The sequence below is a fragment of the Desulfallas sp. Bu1-1 genome, assembly GCF_015594625.1.
Classification (GTDB): Bacteria; Bacillota; Desulfotomaculia; order Desulfotomaculales; family Desulfallaceae; genus JADNRQ01.
Map to the genome: position 1 here is coordinate 76692 of NZ_JADNRQ010000001.1, position 17191 is coordinate 93882.

Here is a 17191-nt window from a genome sequence, read left to right on the forward strand (position 1 = left end):
TTCAGCACTCGCAGAACTTATTTTGTATAGCGCAGCGGAGATTATCGCACCGTCTAAAAAAAAAGCATTTCCGCCCAGCGAACACTAACGGCATATATTCCCACCGCTTTTGTTCCCAGCCAGTAATTTATCATTACCTGGTCAATTTTGAAATGCATTATGTTTGCGATAAACCCAACATAGATCACCAAACCATACCGCAGGCTTTTTCGGGCCAAGTTAAGACTTGCTTTAACCTTCCTCTCGTGTTTGCACAGGATAATAAAAGCAACGATTCCGTTAATAACACCTAGCATAGCAGTTAGTCTTATAATGTTTTCGACATCCAACCTGTTGGAAGCCCACAGGGTTACAATTGCCAGGATATTAACAACTGTAATATATAACCCGATTCGGTAAGTTACTACAGCTCGATTAATTCCGGTCAAAATATTTGACCAAATTATCCGGTAATAAGCTGCCGGGGCCCAAAAAAAGGCCAGCAAGATGATCCAATCCTGTAAACCGGGGAAAATCCTTTTCCAACCGGGTAGACCAAGCCACCCGGTTATGGCAGTTAAACAACCCATTACCAGTACAAATATAAGCCCTGTCCCGTGGGTTTTACTGACCGGCTCGCCTTTGTTGGCTAAATAGTATAGAAGACCACTACCAAAGCCTAGCAACCCAAACTCAACAATAAATGAGCTCAGTAAGTTAAAGAGGTCAAAGATGCCTTTGTTGGCCGGGCCAAGAGTTCGTGCCACAATAATGCTCCCAACCAAACCCAAGCCAAGTGACAAAAACTGAATAGCGTATATCTGCAAAGCATCTCTTTGTATTGTACCGCCTGCAAGGAGATTTTTTACTTTATTAACCATTGGAACCTCTACCGGAGTTTATGATGTTTATTATTGCCGCCAAATTAGCCTCCGCTTCCTGGCGAAAATGCTCCGCCCACTTATGGATATCCTGTCCGGAGGGAGTATATAAAGCTTTTTTAATTTGTTGAACCAGCTCTTTTACGTTTCCGCAATCATATAACAGCATCCCTCGTGTTTCCCCAACCCTTGTTGCTACAACGGGGGTGCCGCACCAAAGCGATTCTACTCTGGAAAGGCCGTAGCTTTCGAAATCAACCCCCCTGACAAAAACATTGCTTCTTTTTAAAATCTGCAACACTTGTGAACGTGGAATGTCTGTTAGGACAGTAATCCATTCCCTCTGCTTTAATACTTTAGATTTATAATTTTTGTCCCCGGTAAAAGATGCATTGATAAAAACCAGTCCAATATCATCCTCTGTCTCTTTACGAATTTTCTCTACAGCATTTGCAACGTGTTTGAATCCATAGGTCGGAGTAAATGCGCCGATGCAACATACCGTTTTTCTATGATGCGCTATTGCTTGCTCGATTTCAACAGGTAAGGGGGTATTAAAAGTTTGAGGAGGAATTGGCAGCAAACTTTTTATAAGTAAGACCTTTTGTTTAACCTTGATGTTGTTTCGTAACCAGGAGTACAGATCTTCACTGACTACAATAAGTTCATCAATAAATTTAATTGCTGCATGGAAAACAAACTTCTGGACAAATGCAAAATGTTTATATCGTGACGGTAGTGACCCATCATGTATGATTTTTATCCACCTGAATCTTTTTAACATCTTAATTAATAGCCATGCCAGGGTGGCTTTTATTGAAGGATATTCCAAAAAGAAGCTGCACGAATCTAAACAGGTATCTTTCTTCGTGATTTTGAAGAAATTTTTATACACACTGGTGAAACTCGGTTGCACATAATCAATCGCTGTGCCGTCTTGTCGATATATTTTAAGGTTGCAATCAAACCCAACTTCAATAAGAAACTCATTTAGAGCATGAACATATATTGATACCCCGCCATATGGCGGAGGGTAAGGGCCGAATAAAAAAATTTTTTTATTCATGCCATGTACTCCTTCCACCACAGGGCAAAATTTAACAGATACCAGGCCTGCGGGCCCCGTCCCTGGTCCATTAAACGCTCAACCCCGGCCCGGTCCAAATAATCTGTCTGGTTACAGAAGTCATTCAGTTCCTGCCTGGTTTTGTCGCCCAGGCGGTCCAAGAACCATTCATATATCGGCACACCAAAGCCCTGTTTCCGGCGGTCGATCAGTTCGTCCGGAATTAAGCCCCGCACGGCTTGCTTGAGAATGTATTTAAGAGTATTGTTTTTTGTCTTTACCCTTTCCGGAATGCTCATGGCCAATTCCACAAGTTTGTGGTCAAGGAAGGGGACGCGCCCCTCTAAACTGACCCCCATGCTCATTTTATCCACCCGCATCAGCAGCAACTCCGGGAGTCGCAGGTTCAGGTCGAGGTAAGTCATCCAGTTGAGGTGGGACTTTTCCCGCGCTTTTTCCGTAAAGCGCCGGCGGATGGGCTGCAGGGCCTCCCAGGAAGTAAGCCTGTTGAACCGCTTGCGCAGGCGGGGAGACAGGAGTAGCTGCTTTTGGGATTCGGTGAAGGCTTCCGCCCCGCCCCAAAAGATTGGCTGCCCCTTGGCTGCCCGGCGCAGCCATTCGTAGTAAGTGGATTGTTTCTTTCCTAATACCTCCAGTGCCAGGAGCCCCAGGTGTTTGAACACCCGGGGGACCGGCAGGTCATCGTAACGCTGCAGCCGGAGCGCGGTTTGCCAGCCGGGATAGCCCCAAAACAGCTCATCCGCTCCTTCCCCCACTTGGCAGACGATCACGCCGTTGTTCCGGGCCAGCTTGGAAACGTAGTAGACCGGGACACATACCGGGTCGGCAATGGGTTCGTCTTGCAAGTACACCATTTGGGGCAGAAAATCGATCAGGTCGTCAATACTGAGCAGCCGCTCATAATATTCGGCCCTGACTTCCTTTGCCATTTTGCGGGCGTAATGCAGTTCGTTTTGGTATGACCGGTATGCGCCTTGATAGCCTATGGAAAAAGTTTTGATGGGGCCGCCTTCCCCTTCGGAAAATAACGCCGCATTGGTGCTTGAATCAATCCCGCCGGAAAGAAAAACCCCCACCGGCACATCGCTGACCTTGCGCAGCTTTACCGCTGTGCGCAGTTCAGCCAAAATCCGCCCGGCGATCTCCTCTTCGGAGACGCCGGCCAGCGGCGTGGTGTGGTCCAGAACATCCCAGTAGCGGTGCTTGCGGATCCGGCCGTCTTCGCTTACCTGCAGCCAGGTGCCGCCGGGCAGCTTGTGAATGCCCTCAAACAGGGTGTGAGGCGCCGGTGCGGTTAAAAAAGAAAGATAATGGTAGAGTGCTTCCTCGTTTACCGCCCGTTTTTGTTCGGGGTCTTCCAGGAGAGCCTTAATTTCGGAGGCGAAGGTGATGCGGCCGTGGTGGATGCTGTAATACAGCGGCTTGATCCCAATCCGGTCACGGATCAGCCACATTTCCCGCTCCCTGGCGTCCCATAAGGCGATGGCAAACATGCCCCGAAATTTTTCCAGGCAATTGATGCCCCACTGTTCAAACGCGTGCAGGATAACCTCGGTATCCGAGTGGTCCGTCTTCCACAGATGCCCGCCTGTTTGTTCCAGCTCCGCGCGTATTTCCGCGTGATTGTAGATCTCGCCATTGAAGGTGACCCACAGTGTAGCATCCTCGTTGCACATGGGCTGGGCGGCGGCTGAGGATAAATCGATAATGGCCAGCCGGCGGTGGCCAAGGCCCACCCGGCCGTCCTCCGCCACCCATGTTCCCGCTCCATCCGGGCCCCGGTGGACCATGGTATCCCGCATGCGGTTAATGTATGGTTCGGTAATCTTAAAACAGCTGTTTTTGAACGTCATTGCACCGGCGATGCCGCACATCAGGAGTTACCCCCACTGCTGGTTGAGTAAGGGGATATCTTTCGTTCCACTTCCAAACTTATCTTCGTAGCCTGCACCTGCTGCCAGAGCGGAATGGGCCAGTCGCCCCCTTGTTGAATCGCGCGGGCAAATGCTTCCAGTTCGTCCCTTTGCCCTTTTTCCATAATCATGCTGCTTATGCCCTTGCCTCTTGCGCCAAAAACCTCCAGGCGCTTGTAATCATTCAGCACCAAGACCCTGCCGTCTACGAATACCTCCAGCTGTTCCTTGGGGTATTCCCCGGACCCCAGCGCCGTATAAGTAAGGGTGGCTACCGAACCATCTGTAAAAGTCATGTTGGCCACAAAGTTGTCGTTGCGTTTGTAATATTCTGTATCTGGCATAATGGCCTGAGCGTTAACTTTAACAACTTTGCTGCCCGTAAAGTAGGTGAAGAGGTCGTATATGTGGCAGGCTTCACCGCGGTTGCGCCCACCGCCTTCTTCAGTATGGACCCAGTGATCCGGTGGGATATAGCCTGCATTCATGCGGTAGTTAAGGATCATCGGATTGCTCCGGCCCTGAACCAGTTCGTAAATACGCCGGGCGTAGCGGGAGAAGCGGCGGTTAAAACCCGTCAACAGCAGCGGCGTAAAATCGCCGCAGGCGGAAGCGTAGAACGCTTCGATCATGTCCAGTTCTTCCTGCGTTAAAGCAAGCGGCTTTTCTACCAGCACGTGCTTGCCGGCCTTGAGCGCTTCCAGGACCATCGAGGCATGCAGGTTGTGGCGGGTGGCAATCAGCACCGCATCAACCGCGGGGTCTTCCAAAACCTGCCGGTAGTCGGTGGTGGCATAGTTGGCCCCAAACTGTCTCGCCGTAGCGGTGGCGTTATGACCGGTGCGGCTCACCACCGCCTGTAAATGAAAACGATCTGATAGTGCCTGGAGAGTCGGCAGGTGCGTACCCTTAGCAAAGCTTCCCGCGCCCACTAGGGCGATCCGGATCCGGTCAGGTCCGGCAGGTTGGGCAGCTGGATTGATAACTAATGGGGAAGGTGCGGCAGTCCCCGTGTGTTGCGGGTATGAAAGCAAAACGACGGGTGGGATATCATTTCCTTCCTTAAGCTTTTCATAAGCAGTTGTCGCTTCATCTATGGGATAAGTGGCGGCGATCAGCGGGCTGACTTTTACTTTGCCTTCGTCCAGCAGCCGCAAAAATTCGGCCATGTTGCGATTCTCGGTCCAGCGTACATAGGCAACGGGATAGTCCAGCCCTTTTTCCTCATAGTTGTTGTCGTAACGACCGGGCCCGTAAGAACAGGAAATGAAAAAGTCCAGTTCTTTCTCGTAAAAGTCAGCCCGGTTAAGATTTAGCCCCACATCGCCCACCAATACCACCCGCCCCTTTTTGCGACACATTTGGAAAGCAGTGGAGACCACTGCATCGGAAGGCGTGGCAGCGGTAATGATCACGCCATCGGCGCCGATACCGCCGGTCAGGCGTCCTACATGCTCCAGGTCGCTGCCATCATCGGGATGAATGCCTGCATCCAGGCCCAGATTTTGAGCCAGGTGAATACGCCCCTGATTTAAATCCGTACCGATCACCCGGCAACCGTTGACCTTGAGTAGCTGCACAGTAAGTTGCCCCAGCACACCGAGGCCGATAACCACAAAAGTTTCGCCCAGGGTAGCTTTAGCACGGCGCACACCCTGAAGGGCAATGGCACCCAAAGTAACTGTGCTGGCCGCAGCAAGGTTCAGATTACCAGGTACGGGAACTACAAGGTTGCGTGGCACGCGGATGACCTCGGCATGATGGGCGCACTGTGCACCGCCACAGGCAACCCGGTCACCCGGCCGCAGGTCCTCGATCCCTTCGCCGGTTTCCAGCACAATGCCGGCGGCTGAGTAGCCGGTGGGGTGTCCCGTAGAAAGTTTGCCTTCTACCAAACTGCGGGTGCGGGCAAGGCCCTGGGTGGCCAGCATTTGTAATCCTCTCTTAAGATATTCAGGCTGTTGAAGGACACGCTTCCATAACGGCAATGCACTGACCTTTATTCCGCTCATCTCGGTACCGATGGAGATACAAGAATAATTGACTTGAACCAGCACCGTTCCCGGCTCCGGCTGGGGTGCGGGAACCTCTTCAACTACGGCTTTTCCTTGTTTAATCAGTACCTGTTTCATCGCCATATCCCTCGTGTATCAATTACGACCTTTTCATTAAGCAGTTCGCGACCTATATCATAAAAGGCACGGTGGTTAACCAGCAACACCATCAAATCCGCCCGCTGCAAAGCTGTTTTAAGGTCAGCAAGTTGGACATTGCCAAAATTTACAAGCGTCGCAGGTAGTGTCCCAATATACGGCTCCACAGCCAGAATATGGCCTGCTTGTTTTATGGCCAGCTGTCGCACGATCTCCACTGCCGGGCTTTCGCGCAAGTCATCAGTGTCGGCCTTGAAGGTCAGCCCTAGGCAGGCGATTACAGGTTTCTTAAAGCGAGCCGCCTTTTCCCTGATTTTGGTTACGACAAATTGGGGTTTATGATCATTTACTTCCCGGGCGGTGCGAATGAGCCTGGCCTCATCCGGGGCGGAATTAACAATAAACCAGGGGTCAATGGCAATGCAGTGGCCGCCTACACCGGGACCGGGCTGGAGTATATTTACCCTTGGGTGGCGGTTGGCCAAATCAATTAGCTCCCAAACGTTGATATCCAACTTTTCGCAGATAAGTGAGAGCTCATTGGCGAAAGCGATGTTCACGTCTCTGAATGCATTTTCTACCAACTTGCATAATTCCGCCGTGCGGGCATTGGTAAGTAAAATATTGCCCTTAACAAACCTTTCATAAAACAATTGAGCTGTTCTGGCGGAAGATTGATCGATACCGCCGATTATCCGGTCGTTGTCTATCAGTTCTTTTAAAATCTGTCCGGGCAAAACACGTTCCGGGCAGTGCGCAATAAAAATTTGAGCTTTATCATTATCAACTGTTCTTCCATGCTCATTAATAGGAGGAATGATGAGGTCGGGACGTAATTCACTCAACCAGTCGGCCACTTTTTCGGTTGTACCCAAAGGAATCGTTGATTCTAGAATAACTAGGTTGCCGGGAGCTAAATAAGGAGCAATGGCACGGGTAGCTGCTTTAATGTAAGTGATGTCGGGAAGATGGCCCTCTTTAAGGGGCGTCGGCACAGCAAGGATGAATACATCTGCAGGCGCAGGCTCTAAAGCGGCAACAAGATTACCGCTTCGGAACGCTGATTTAACCAGAACATCAAGGTCGGGTTCATGAATGTGGTTGTTGCCACGATTAATAGTTTCCACAGTTTGCGCATTGACATCTACGCCATGGACTTTAAAACCCTTTGTTGCCAACAAGCTGGCCGTGGGTAAACCAATGTATCCCAATCCCAATACACAAATTTTTTGCATCAAACCCCTCATTTCAAATAACAGAATACTCGTATCTATAGCTCACGTTCCATGTTCCTTGTTTAGCAAACTTAAGATTTTTTCCGGTATATACCCTCCGCATTTTTACCGTTCAGGACCACCGGCAGTGTCTTTAACAGTATTTTCAGGTCGAGCCGCAAGGAGTAGTTACTGATATACCAGAGATCATATCTCAACTTATCTTGCGCCGAGGTGGCGTATCTGCCCTTAACCTGAGCCAGGCCGGTAATTCCCGGCTTAACGCGAAGCCTGTATTTGTAATGAGGTATAGTTTGCATAAATTCTCCAACAAAATCGGGGCGCTCCGGGCGGGGGCCCACCATGCTCATCTCCCCCCGCATAACGTTAAACAGTTGCGGGAGTTCATCCAAACGGGTGGCCCGCAATATTTTTCCTACCGGGGTCACCCGGGCATCATCATCAGTGGCCAGCACCGGTCCGGTCAGCTGCTCCGCCTGGTGAATCATGGAGCGAAACTTTAATAGCTTAAATATTTTGCCGTTTAAACCTACTCTTTCCTGGGAATAAATAACCGGCCCGGGGGAGGTTAATTTTATGGCCAGCGCGATTAAAGGGAATAAAAAAAAAGCAATTATCAGACCGGGGATGCACAAAAAAATGTCAAATATTCTTTTTTTCAATTGTTGCCGGCGGGAAAGTCCCAGGCAGTTGATGGTGAAAAGCGGCATATCGTCCACGTAAAAAAAATTTGCTCCCTGCAACAGAACTTCAAATAAACCCGGCAACAGGTATAATGTTTTATTTGCTTCCTGGCACAAAGATATAATTTCTTGCATTTGGCATTTCGATACGCCTGAAGTTATACAGACCAGGTCATGGTTTTTAACCAGCTTATTAAACAAGCCGGCGTCAATAACCTCGTGGTAGATAAAGATTTCAAGCTGCCCGCCAAAATGGCCGGAAATTTTTTGAGCCACCTGCTCGGCTTCATTTTCGGGACCGATGATGATAATCGTTTTTTTAAGCATACTATTTCAATTCCTTTTATATTGGGTTATCGGGTATATATTTCACCAGGGAAGTTGCCAAGCAATTGTTGTATTTTCCTGAGATCCCGGGGGGACAACAGGTATATCGCGCTGCCATCGTCCCAGTACGTTTCCACCGGCCGGATTTTGTTTTCTTCCAGGAAATGTTTCAAGACCTGGCGGTCTTTTCTATCTATTTTTACGGCCATTGTGGCCTTACCGGAATTCCTGCCCGATATTGCGATTATTTTTAAGCGCCTGGCCCTGGCGTACGACAGCAGCGCAGGGTTAAAGCCGGCGGAGGCAAGGCGGAACCTGTTTTCACCCGCGGGTTCATCATTTGAGGCGTACCGGTCAAACATCAAAGAAAAAAACCCGGGGTCTTCCCGGATTTTTTTCTTAAGCTGCTCGGCCGGGGAATTCAACTGGTGCTGTAAATGGGCATACTCCGCCCCGGGTTCGATTTTGTATGTAAAATTGAGGTTTGCCGCTTTCTTTTTGATGCGTGATAGCTGGGTCGCCACTACCCTTGGATCGAGGCTCAGCTTGCGCGCAATTTCTTTATTCGCCATTCCCCGACAATAAAGTTGATAGATTTGCCTCTGCCGGTCACTTAATATTTCCGGTGGCATCAAGGGGATCGCGCGAGATTTTTGCTTCAAGAAAGAGTTCCCTCCTTTACTTTGCAATTACAGAATATGAATAATGAGAAATTTTTGTTCCTGTATTTACCTGTAATTCAATTACCTGTCAGCACATGGTTAATATGCGTAATGGCCTGTTTAATAAATTGATTGAAGTGGGTTTTACCTGCTTTTGTTACAATGCTATATGGTTTTTGGTAAAGCACACTCACTTAACGGTTGCGGAGGACATAAAAATATTAAAAAAAGCAGGCGGTAAACCCATGAAAGGCTTGTTTCACATTCATACCAGGCATTCGTTTGATTCTTTACTGCACCCCGCCAAAGTAGTAAATTATGCCCTGGATCACGGCTTTGATCTTTTGGCGATTACGGACCACAATACTTTGGCCGGCGCGCGTGAAGCGGAAAAGTTTAACAAATGCAGCGGGCTGCATATTATCACCGGGGCTGAATACAGCACGGAAAAGGGAGATATTATCGGGTTGTTTTTAACTGAAGAAATATCGACCGGAAACAGTGTGGAGGTAATTTCCGCGATCAAGTCCCAGCGCGGGCTGGTGTTGCTGCCGCACCCGGTACGGCTCAAGGTTGTGGATGATGAATTAATGCGTTGCGTAGATCTTATAGAGGGTTACAACTGTCGTATAGATTCTGCTGGAAACCGGTTTGCCATGGAACTGGCCCGCGCATATGACAAGCCGGTTCTGGTGGGTAATGACGCCCATTTCGCCAGCGAATTGAAATTGGGAGCGGTGAATTTTTACAGCCGGTTTGAAGACCTGCGTGAGACAGTTTTAAAGGCTCACCGCACTTTGTGGGCCAGGCCTTCGCCTTTTTATTACAGGTACCTGGGCAAGGTGATTGGCTGTTACCGGCAGAACAGATTGTAATACGCTTTAGAGGGGTGGGGGATAATAGCGAGCCGGACGGGAATCACTTATCATCGTTACTCGACATAAATTAAAGTATGTGTAGATGTAGAATTGGCCGTTTCAGATTAATATTCCAAATATAGTTGAAACCCCGGGAAAGGAAGTGAAGGTTGCCGGGGGGTGAAATTTTGAGAAAAAGGTTTTTTTTATTCCTGATTGTTGTCCTGACAGGGATTTTAAGCTTTCATCTCCTTACCACAAACAGTACGGTATCGACGTGGCAATACCTTGAGGAAACTCCTGTCAGCTATTTTTCCAACGGTAATCTTTATGTTAGGGTAGATGCAATCCAGGGTAAGGATAAAAAAGAAGAAGTTGTATTTCGTGGTTTCGTTATGCTGGTAAGTAATCCGAGAGCGGTAAAAGTAATGTTGCCCGAAGGTGGACCGGGCAGCTTGCAGAAAACAAGCGAGATGGCCCAAAAAGCAGGTGCGGTGGCCGCCGTCAATGGAGGGGGCTTTTTTAATCGCCCGTTGCCGGGTGAACCCCTATTTTACCCCCTTTATTATACCGTTCAGGGGGGCAGGGTAGTTACCCGGGTTGACAGGTACAACTCAGAAATTCTGGTAGGTCTGACAAAAAACGGTACCTTGATGGGTGGAACTTTTGCAAATCCCGCTGATATCAAAAAAGCGGGCATAGTAGAAGGCGTATCATTTAGGCCACAGCTAATTGAAAATGGTAAAAGATTGCAAAAACCAGGTGGTAAAGCCCACCCCCGCACTGCCATCGGGCAAAAGAAAAACGGCTCACTATTATTCGTAGTCATAGACGGTCGCAGGCCCGGGTGGAGTATGGGGGTTACTTACTATGAACTACAAGAAATAATGATGGCACTCGGGGCTTATAATGCTTTTAACCTGGACGGAGGCGGCTCTTCCACAATGGTTTTCAAAAACCGGGTTTTAAATAAACCCTCCGATACTGCGGGAGAAAGACCTGTGGCCACAAGTTGGGTTATTATGGATAGTTAATCTATAGCGAATTTGTCGGAAATGGGTTTTATCTGGAGGCATAAAAAATGAAAATGGAAGTACCCCTATCTTTGCCTGACATAGGCGACCGGGAAAGAGAAGCTGTGCTGGACGTGTTAAAAAGTCGCTGGCTCAGTATGGGGCCGGTGGTGACCATGTTCGAAAAAAAAATCGCTGAATATGTAGGGGTAAAATATGCCATCGCCGTCAACAGCGGAACTTCCGGACTCCACCTGGTGGTACGCGGCCTGGGGTTGGGCGAGGGAGACGAGGTAATCACCACACCCTTCAGTTTTGTTGCTTCAGCGAATTGCCTGCTTTTCGAGCGGGTGCGTCCGGTATTTGTGGATATCGATCCCAAGACGTTTAATATTAATCATAATTTAATCGAGCAGAAAATTAATCAAAAAACGAAGGGCATTTTGCCGGTTCATGTTTTTGGTCACCCGGCGGACATGGATAAAATAATGGCCATCGCTATGCAATATGGCTTGCCGGTAATTGAGGACGCCTGCGAGGCCATAGGTGCAAGATATAACGGCAAACCTGTAGGCAGTGAAAGCACTGCGGCGGTATTTGCCTTTTACCCGAATAAACAAATAACCACCGGCGAAGGGGGAATTATTTTAACAAACCTTAAAGAATTGGCTGATCTCTGTCGCAGCATGCGCAACCAGGGCCGGGGCGAAGGGGACGGGTGGTATGACCATACCCGCTTGGGGTATAATTATCGAATGGATGAGATGAGCGCGGCGTTAGGTTGCGCCCAGCTGGCAAGATTGACCGAGATATTAGACAAACGGGAGCGAGTGGCCGGGGCATATACCGAAAGATTGCGGCACGTGGATGGTGTTACAGTGCCGTTCGTGGCACCGGGGGTGCAAATGAGCTGGTTTGTCTACGTGATCAGGCTGGACCCCGGAATTGACCGGAATGTTGTGATGCGAAAGCTTAATGACCGGGGAATTGGCTGCCGCGCTTATTTCCAGCCCATTCACCTTCAGCCTTTTTATCGCAAGGAATTTGGTTATAAGCCCGGCGATTTCCCTGTAACTGAAGCTGTTGCTGCAACCACCCTGGCCTTGCCCTTTCATAATAATTTATCTGAAGATGAAATTGATTACGTCGTGAGTAGCCTTGGGGAAGTTTTATGCAAAATTTAGGGGCCCTTGAATAGCGGCCCCTAAATTTTTAATTTAATTTTATCAATATTTATGCCAGCCGGTCCCTCAAACGATTAAGCACGGTGGCGAATTCCCCCCAGGTAACAGGTGCTTTCGCATCGTGTTCGTTGGCGACCAACCCGTCTTTCCGCAGGCGTTCGATTTCCGCCTCCGGATTCCACCCTTCATTGCCGTCGGGCTTCGCAATTTCATCCACGAACTTGGCCATATAGTCCCTGACGATGCTAACTCCGTAATCCGGGGCGGGCGCCCACCTGCCCCCCAGATCTTCTACGAAGTTCAAAGCGCCCCCCCAGCCTGCTTCCAGCACCGCTTGGCGCCGGGGGTCCAATTCCGGTCTGCCCGGAGGCAGTTTACCACCGTGGAAATAAGCGTGCCAGTGCTGGAATTGAGCTTCGATGCCCTCCTCCGGAGTGGCAAAGGATGCTCCTCCCTTACCGTTAAATGCTCCCAGCCCGGCAAAATTGTTTTGCTCCGGCCGGACATCCCCCCCGAATTTCCAGTAGGCGGTTTCCTTGCAGGACTGGGCAAATACGGCATCCCATCGTATCCGGTAAAGCTCCCCCATCCTCACGTATATATTGACATAGTCCGGTGCCGCCGGGTTGCGAGACTTTAATAGCTGCCTGGCTATGTCCGGTTTTGCCACTGCCGGCATCCGGGCTGGAACGATTCCGCTGCCGGGGGCTTTGGTTTTCAACTGTAGCGTCCGGGCGATTCCCTCACCGATAGCTTCACCCAGCTTCTTTAAAAAACTCTGTTTTTTTAATGCTGCAAGGTCGGTTGGATGATCAATAAATAAATTTTCCAACAAAATAGAAGGCATGTTGGTTTCGCGCAAGACGGCAAAATTAGCCTTTTTTTTGCCCCGGTCTTTAAAACCGCTTGAAATGTAGAAACCGGCTACCCGGTTATGCAGTATGTCCCGGTACTTCTGCGTAGTGGAATTGGCTTTGGTATGAATAAAACTTTCAAAACCGGTTCCTCCCCCCGCATTAACATGGAGCGATACAAAATAATCCGCTTTTAAATCATTTGCAAAACTCGCCCTTTCCGAGAGTCCCATCGCGATATCGGATATCCTGGTCAAGAAGACCGCTGCGGAATAGTTGTCGTTTAGATAACGGGCCGTTTCCGTTGCTATGGAAAGGTTGAAATATTTTTCGTAATGGTAGCCGTTTGCGGCACCGGGATCATTCCCCCCGTGTCCCGGGTCAATAACAATCTTTAACAATTGACTCACTCCCTGTAAATAGTTGGCTTTGGCTTAACACAGAGGTTAGCTTCTTATACAATCGCTTAGCCCATTTTAATGTTTGATTAATCTATAAATATGCCAATGCCTACTACTTTGGCATTTTTTTATACATTAGCCACGGAGGCATTCCATTAACTGGACAACTGATCATTTAGCAAATATTGATGTGGGGCATAAAAACGTTTGCAACTTGACTTTTCATTTTAAAATGCTATAATTAATAATGCTAAATCACAAGCGGGTGTAGCTCAATGGTAGAGCATCAGCTTCCCAAGCTGAGGGTTGCGAGTTCGATCCTCGTCACCCGCTCCAGTTATAGCAAGGGTTTCGGGGTATTGTATTAACTGCAGTACCCCATTTTACTGCAGTGAACCTCCTCCGTGACAAGCCCGGGGGCTTCGTCCGCGAAGGTAGATTTATCAGGATGCAGCAGCAACAAAAAACAGCAACAATAATAGTAAATGTTAATAGACTGTTAATACTAACCCGGCGCAGGATTGAATTTTTCATCCTGCGCTTTCATTTATACAGCAAACATTGCTATCCTTTTTCAATATAAATTTAATTAATACCCAGAAATAACTTATTATATCCCAATCCTTTTTTAAGCATACTAAAATCAAAATTGAGAGGAGGTTTTAAAATGACGCCCGAAATAAGAGGGGAAGAATTGGAAAGAAAAAAAGCAGAATACGCTGAAAGAACTGTTATTACGGCGGGTTTGGATATGGCTGCGTTAAAAGATACAGATGAAGTTATAGGAAAATACAAAACGGAAACTACTGTATTTTAGGCCGCCGGCAGGCGGCTTTTTCACCTGCTCGGCATGAAAAGTAATCGCCGTTAATTGCCATCTTAGTACATAGCTTTTGGGGTTTTGTTATTTGATTGATTGTATTATAGCCTAAATTTCATGTTGATAACCAGTTATTTAGTTGTTTAAACAAGATCCGATTAATAATTGCAAAGCCAAATTGGAAGCTGCATTGCAGCGGTTGTTGTTATTTCCGCTTAATCCTGTATATTTCTTTGACAGCCCGGCCAGGTTGGGGTTATCATTGTTTGTATAAGTTTTTGATATTTGTAAAATTGGGCTTATTGTGTCGCCCAATCCCTGGCCTTCCACTTGCCGCGCGCTTTTAACATTCAAGGGTTTTGCGGCGAAACCTCCTGAAGGGGGAGGATGAAAATAACCGGTTCATCATGGATCGAAAAGCTGCTTGAGGAACTTGATGACGAGGTGGTTACGCTTTACCGGCGGGGGCGTTACCCGGAAGCTATTAAACTGGCGGAAAAATCAGTCAGGATAGCGACCCAGGCTTTCGGGGCCGGCCATACCTACGCAAAATCAGCGGTGAATAATCTGAACCTCATCCGCAAGGCTTACAACGAACAGGTTTTGGGCGAACAAAACGGCACTGCGGCCGGTAACAGGTTAAGCCCCAAGGGGAAACCGTCGCCCGGCACCGGGTATATCTTTGCCCCAAAAGCGGTTTCCCTGGTTTCTTTAGTCTTGATTATTTTAATTTCAGCTCTGTTTGTTGGAGCGTCGTTTATACCGGTGACTGAAGAAGCCGGTGTTTCCGCCTCTCCGGCTCATATAAACGCCTATCCCCTTCCCTATTACCGGGTGAAGGCCGTCTTTTATCCCCAACACAAAATGATTGAAGGGGAACAAGAGGTTGTGTTCGAGTTTGATGAACCCCGGCGGGAAGCGGTATTTAATTTATACCTCAACCGCTATCAAAACGATGCCCTGAACTCGTCCGAAATCCGGCGGTATGCTTTGAAACGGGGAATGGACCCGGGATACATTGATATTCAACGGGTGTCGTGCGAGGGTAAAAAGGTTTCCTTTCGGGAAGACGGGGAATTGTTGATGGTGACACCGGAGAAAGGAGTTTTTGATCCCGGCGAACACCGGTTAAAAATCGGGTTTCGGGTTAAGATCCCCTTTATCGCCGACAGGGTGGGGGGCAACGAACAGGGAATCTGGTTGGGCAACTGGCTGCCCACGCTTTGTATTGACCCCCGGGGGTACAAGCCCACCGAAATCGGCGACCCTTATGTAAATTATTCATCCACCTATGAGTTTTTGTTTACCGTGCCCGGGGGCTATGACCTGGTTTTAAGCAATGCGGAGATCGTGGAGGAACGGGAAAACGCCAGGGTTTATCATGGCATCCTGGAGCGGGTCAGGGATCTGCCCGTCTTTTTGAACCGCGGCTACAAGGAAGCCGTGGCCAGGGAAGGAGAAACTGAAATCCGCTATTATTACACTTCCCGAAACAGTGATGAGGTCCTGGATGCGGCCAAAAAGGCCGTGGCGTTTTATACCGGCACCGTGGGGGCATATCCCTGGAAACAGCTGAATATCGTGGAAAACGACATGTACCTTGACGGCATGGAATACTCCACCATGGTCTTGATTTCAACCAGGGCCATTAAAAACAACCCGGCCAGGACGGTTTTTCACGAGGTGGGTCACCAGTGGTTCTATAATATTATAGGAAACGACCAGTATCACCACCCCTTTATGGACGAGGGGCTGGTTGAATTTATCAGCAAATACGCGTTGGATGACAAAACGCCGCGTTTTTGGCCCGGTATCCGGGGTTTGGATCGCAACCTGGGAGAGTTCGGCTCCTGGCGGCAGTATCGCGATGTTCATTACGCCAATGGCGAAAAATTGTTTGAAAACATCTATTTTACCCTGGGGAAAGAGGGCTTTGACCGCTTTTTAAGGGATTATTACAATCGATTTAAATTTCGCCTGGTTACCCTGGACCAGTTTGAACGGTTTGTCGCCGAACAAACCGGACAACCTTTTGATCAGTTTATCAACAACAAATAGATGGGAGAATGGACATGGAGTTTATCCTTAACGGAGACCCGCGGGAATATACGGATTTTATCAGGAACCAGGAAAAAGGGCATTTCATGCAGACCATTGAGTGGTCCAAGGTTAAAGACGACTGGGACAATCTCTATTTTGTAATCAAGAACAACGGCGCCATCAAAGCGGCGGGGAGCATCTTGATCCGGGAACTCCCCGTTGTGGGCAGGAATTTTATGTACTGCCCCAGGGGGCCTGTTTTTGCCGATTATAACGACCGTGAGGTGCTCCGGTTTTTTGTGGAAAACATCAAGCAGGTCGCCAGGCAACACAAAGCATTAATGCTGAAAATCGACCCGTATGTCAAGGCGACCGAGAAACACGCGGTTGACGCGCTGCTTGGCGCAGGGTTCGTTCAAAAACCGCAGACCCTCAACTTTGAGGGCATTCAACCCCGGTTTGTGGCCCACCTGGACATTACCGGGGACCTGGATGAGATCATGATGGGCTTCCATCAAAAAACCAGGTACAATATCCGCCTGGCGCAGCGTAAAGGCGTCACGGTCCGCGTGGGTGAAAGAAGCGATTTGCAGCGCTTTCACGAAATCATGGAAGAAACGGGCCTGAGGGACAACTTTGTCGTCAGGAGCCTGGCCTACTTTGAGAAAATGTATGACCATCTCGTGCCCCCGGGGTATATGAGGTTATACGTTGCGGAACACGAGGGAGATATACTGTCCGGGGCGATCAACATGATGTTCGGGAAAAAATGCTGGTACGTTTATGGCGCCAGCAGCAATACCCGCAGAAACGTGATGCCCAATTACCTGCTGCAGTGGGAAATGATCAAGTGGGCCAAGGAATCGGGCTGTACTCTTTACGATTTTCGGGGTATCTCGGGGGACCTGGACCCGTCCAACCCCTTGTACGGTCTCTACCGGTTCAAAAAAGGGTTTAACGGCGTGTTTACGGAGTTGATCGGAGAATTTGACCTGGTCTTTGATCCCTTGATGTACAAGCTCTGGGACATCGGGCTTCCGCTGGCGAAAAATATCCGGTCCAAAATCATCATGGCCGGGAAAAAACTGAGAAAGTAGGGTGG

14 protein-coding genes and 1 tRNA gene are annotated in these 17191 nt (G+C 48.7%); 7 read left to right on the forward strand and 8 right to left on the reverse strand.

Annotation, left to right across the window (positions count from 1 at the left end):
* Nucleotides 1-53: 53 nt before the first annotated feature.
* The 7 genes from IT084_RS00360 to IT084_RS00390 all read right to left on the reverse strand — a co-directional run bounded on the left by IT084_RS00360 (nt 54) and on the right by IT084_RS00390 (nt 8920).
* Nucleotides 54-860 carry an oligosaccharide flippase family protein gene (locus tag IT084_RS00360; protein ID WP_195710105.1) on the reverse strand — a complete coding sequence of 269 codons (807 nt, stop codon included), beginning with the start codon at nt 858-860 and terminating at the stop codon, nt 54-56.
* On the reverse strand, nt 853-1926 hold the full coding sequence (locus IT084_RS00365; protein WP_195710107.1) for a glycosyltransferase family 4 protein: 1074 nt from the start codon (nt 1924-1926) through the stop codon (nt 853-855). Before IT084_RS00365 ends, IT084_RS00360 begins: the two co-directional genes overlap by 8 nt.
* A complete protein-coding gene (asnB, locus tag IT084_RS00370; RefSeq protein WP_195710109.1) occupies nt 1923-3821 on the reverse strand; it encodes an asparagine synthase (glutamine-hydrolyzing) in 1899 nt (632 codons plus the stop codon). Before asnB ends, IT084_RS00365 begins: the two co-directional genes overlap by 4 nt.
* Nucleotides 3821-5992 carry a bi-domain-containing oxidoreductase gene (locus IT084_RS00375; protein WP_195710111.1) on the reverse strand — a complete coding sequence of 724 codons (2172 nt, stop codon included), beginning with the start codon at nt 5990-5992 and terminating at the stop codon, nt 3821-3823. The genes asnB and IT084_RS00375 overlap by 1 nt, the downstream gene beginning before the upstream one ends.
* The gene (gene wecC / locus IT084_RS00380) at nt 5989-7248 is read right to left on the reverse strand and encodes a UDP-N-acetyl-D-mannosamine dehydrogenase (protein ID WP_195710114.1); all 1260 of its coding nucleotides are present in this window, start codon (nt 7246-7248) and stop codon (nt 5989-5991) included. The genes IT084_RS00375 and wecC overlap by 4 nt, the downstream gene beginning before the upstream one ends.
* A 71-nt stretch (nt 7249-7319) precedes the next feature.
* Entirely contained in the window at nt 7320-8258 is a 939-nt protein-coding gene (locus IT084_RS00385) for a sugar transferase (RefSeq protein WP_195710116.1), read from the reverse strand.
* Between the two features lie 26 nt (nt 8259-8284).
* Entirely contained in the window at nt 8285-8920 is a 636-nt protein-coding gene (locus IT084_RS00390) for a response regulator transcription factor (RefSeq protein ID WP_195710118.1), read from the reverse strand.
* A gap of 245 nt (nt 8921-9165) precedes the next feature.
* Here IT084_RS00390 and IT084_RS00395 point away from each other — a divergent pair, with 245 nt between their 5' ends.
* From IT084_RS00395 to IT084_RS00405, 3 genes are all read left to right on the forward strand, one after another.
* Complete coding sequence (locus IT084_RS00395) at nt 9166-9795, forward strand: PHP domain-containing protein (protein WP_195710120.1); 630 nt, start codon at nt 9166-9168, stop codon at nt 9793-9795.
* 170 nt (nt 9796-9965) lie between these two features.
* Nucleotides 9966-10811: a phosphodiester glycosidase family protein gene (locus tag IT084_RS00400; RefSeq protein WP_195710122.1), complete on the forward strand. Its 846-nt coding sequence runs from the start codon at nt 9966-9968 to the stop codon at nt 10809-10811.
* Nucleotides 10812-10858: 47 nt separating this feature from the next.
* Complete coding sequence (locus tag IT084_RS00405) at nt 10859-11974, forward strand: DegT/DnrJ/EryC1/StrS family aminotransferase (protein WP_313885398.1); 1116 nt, start codon at nt 10859-10861, stop codon at nt 11972-11974.
* A 49-nt stretch (nt 11975-12023) separates the two neighbouring features.
* Here the strand turns inward: IT084_RS00405 and IT084_RS00410 are convergent, their stop codons facing one another.
* Complete coding sequence (locus tag IT084_RS00410; protein WP_195710125.1) at nt 12024-13229, reverse strand: N-acetylmuramoyl-L-alanine amidase; 1206 nt, start codon at nt 13227-13229, stop codon at nt 12024-12026.
* Between the two features lie 261 nt (nt 13230-13490).
* Here IT084_RS00410 and IT084_RS00415 point away from each other — a divergent pair.
* From IT084_RS00415 to IT084_RS00430, 4 genes are all read left to right on the forward strand, one after another.
* Nucleotides 13491-13565 (forward strand) — tRNA-Gly (locus tag IT084_RS00415).
* Nucleotides 13566-13896: 331 nt separating this feature from the next.
* Nucleotides 13897-14046: a hypothetical protein gene (locus IT084_RS00420; protein ID WP_195710127.1), complete on the forward strand. Its 150-nt coding sequence runs from the start codon at nt 13897-13899 to the stop codon at nt 14044-14046.
* 390 nt (nt 14047-14436) lie between these two features.
* Nucleotides 14437-16107, forward strand: a complete 1671-nt coding sequence (locus tag IT084_RS00425) for a M1 family aminopeptidase (protein WP_195710129.1) — start codon at nt 14437-14439, stop codon at nt 16105-16107.
* 14 nt (nt 16108-16121) lie between these two features.
* On the forward strand, nt 16122-17186 hold the full coding sequence (locus tag IT084_RS00430; RefSeq protein WP_195710131.1) for a peptidoglycan bridge formation glycyltransferase FemA/FemB family protein: 1065 nt from the start codon (nt 16122-16124) through the stop codon (nt 17184-17186).
* Nucleotides 17187-17191 lie beyond the last annotated feature (5 nt).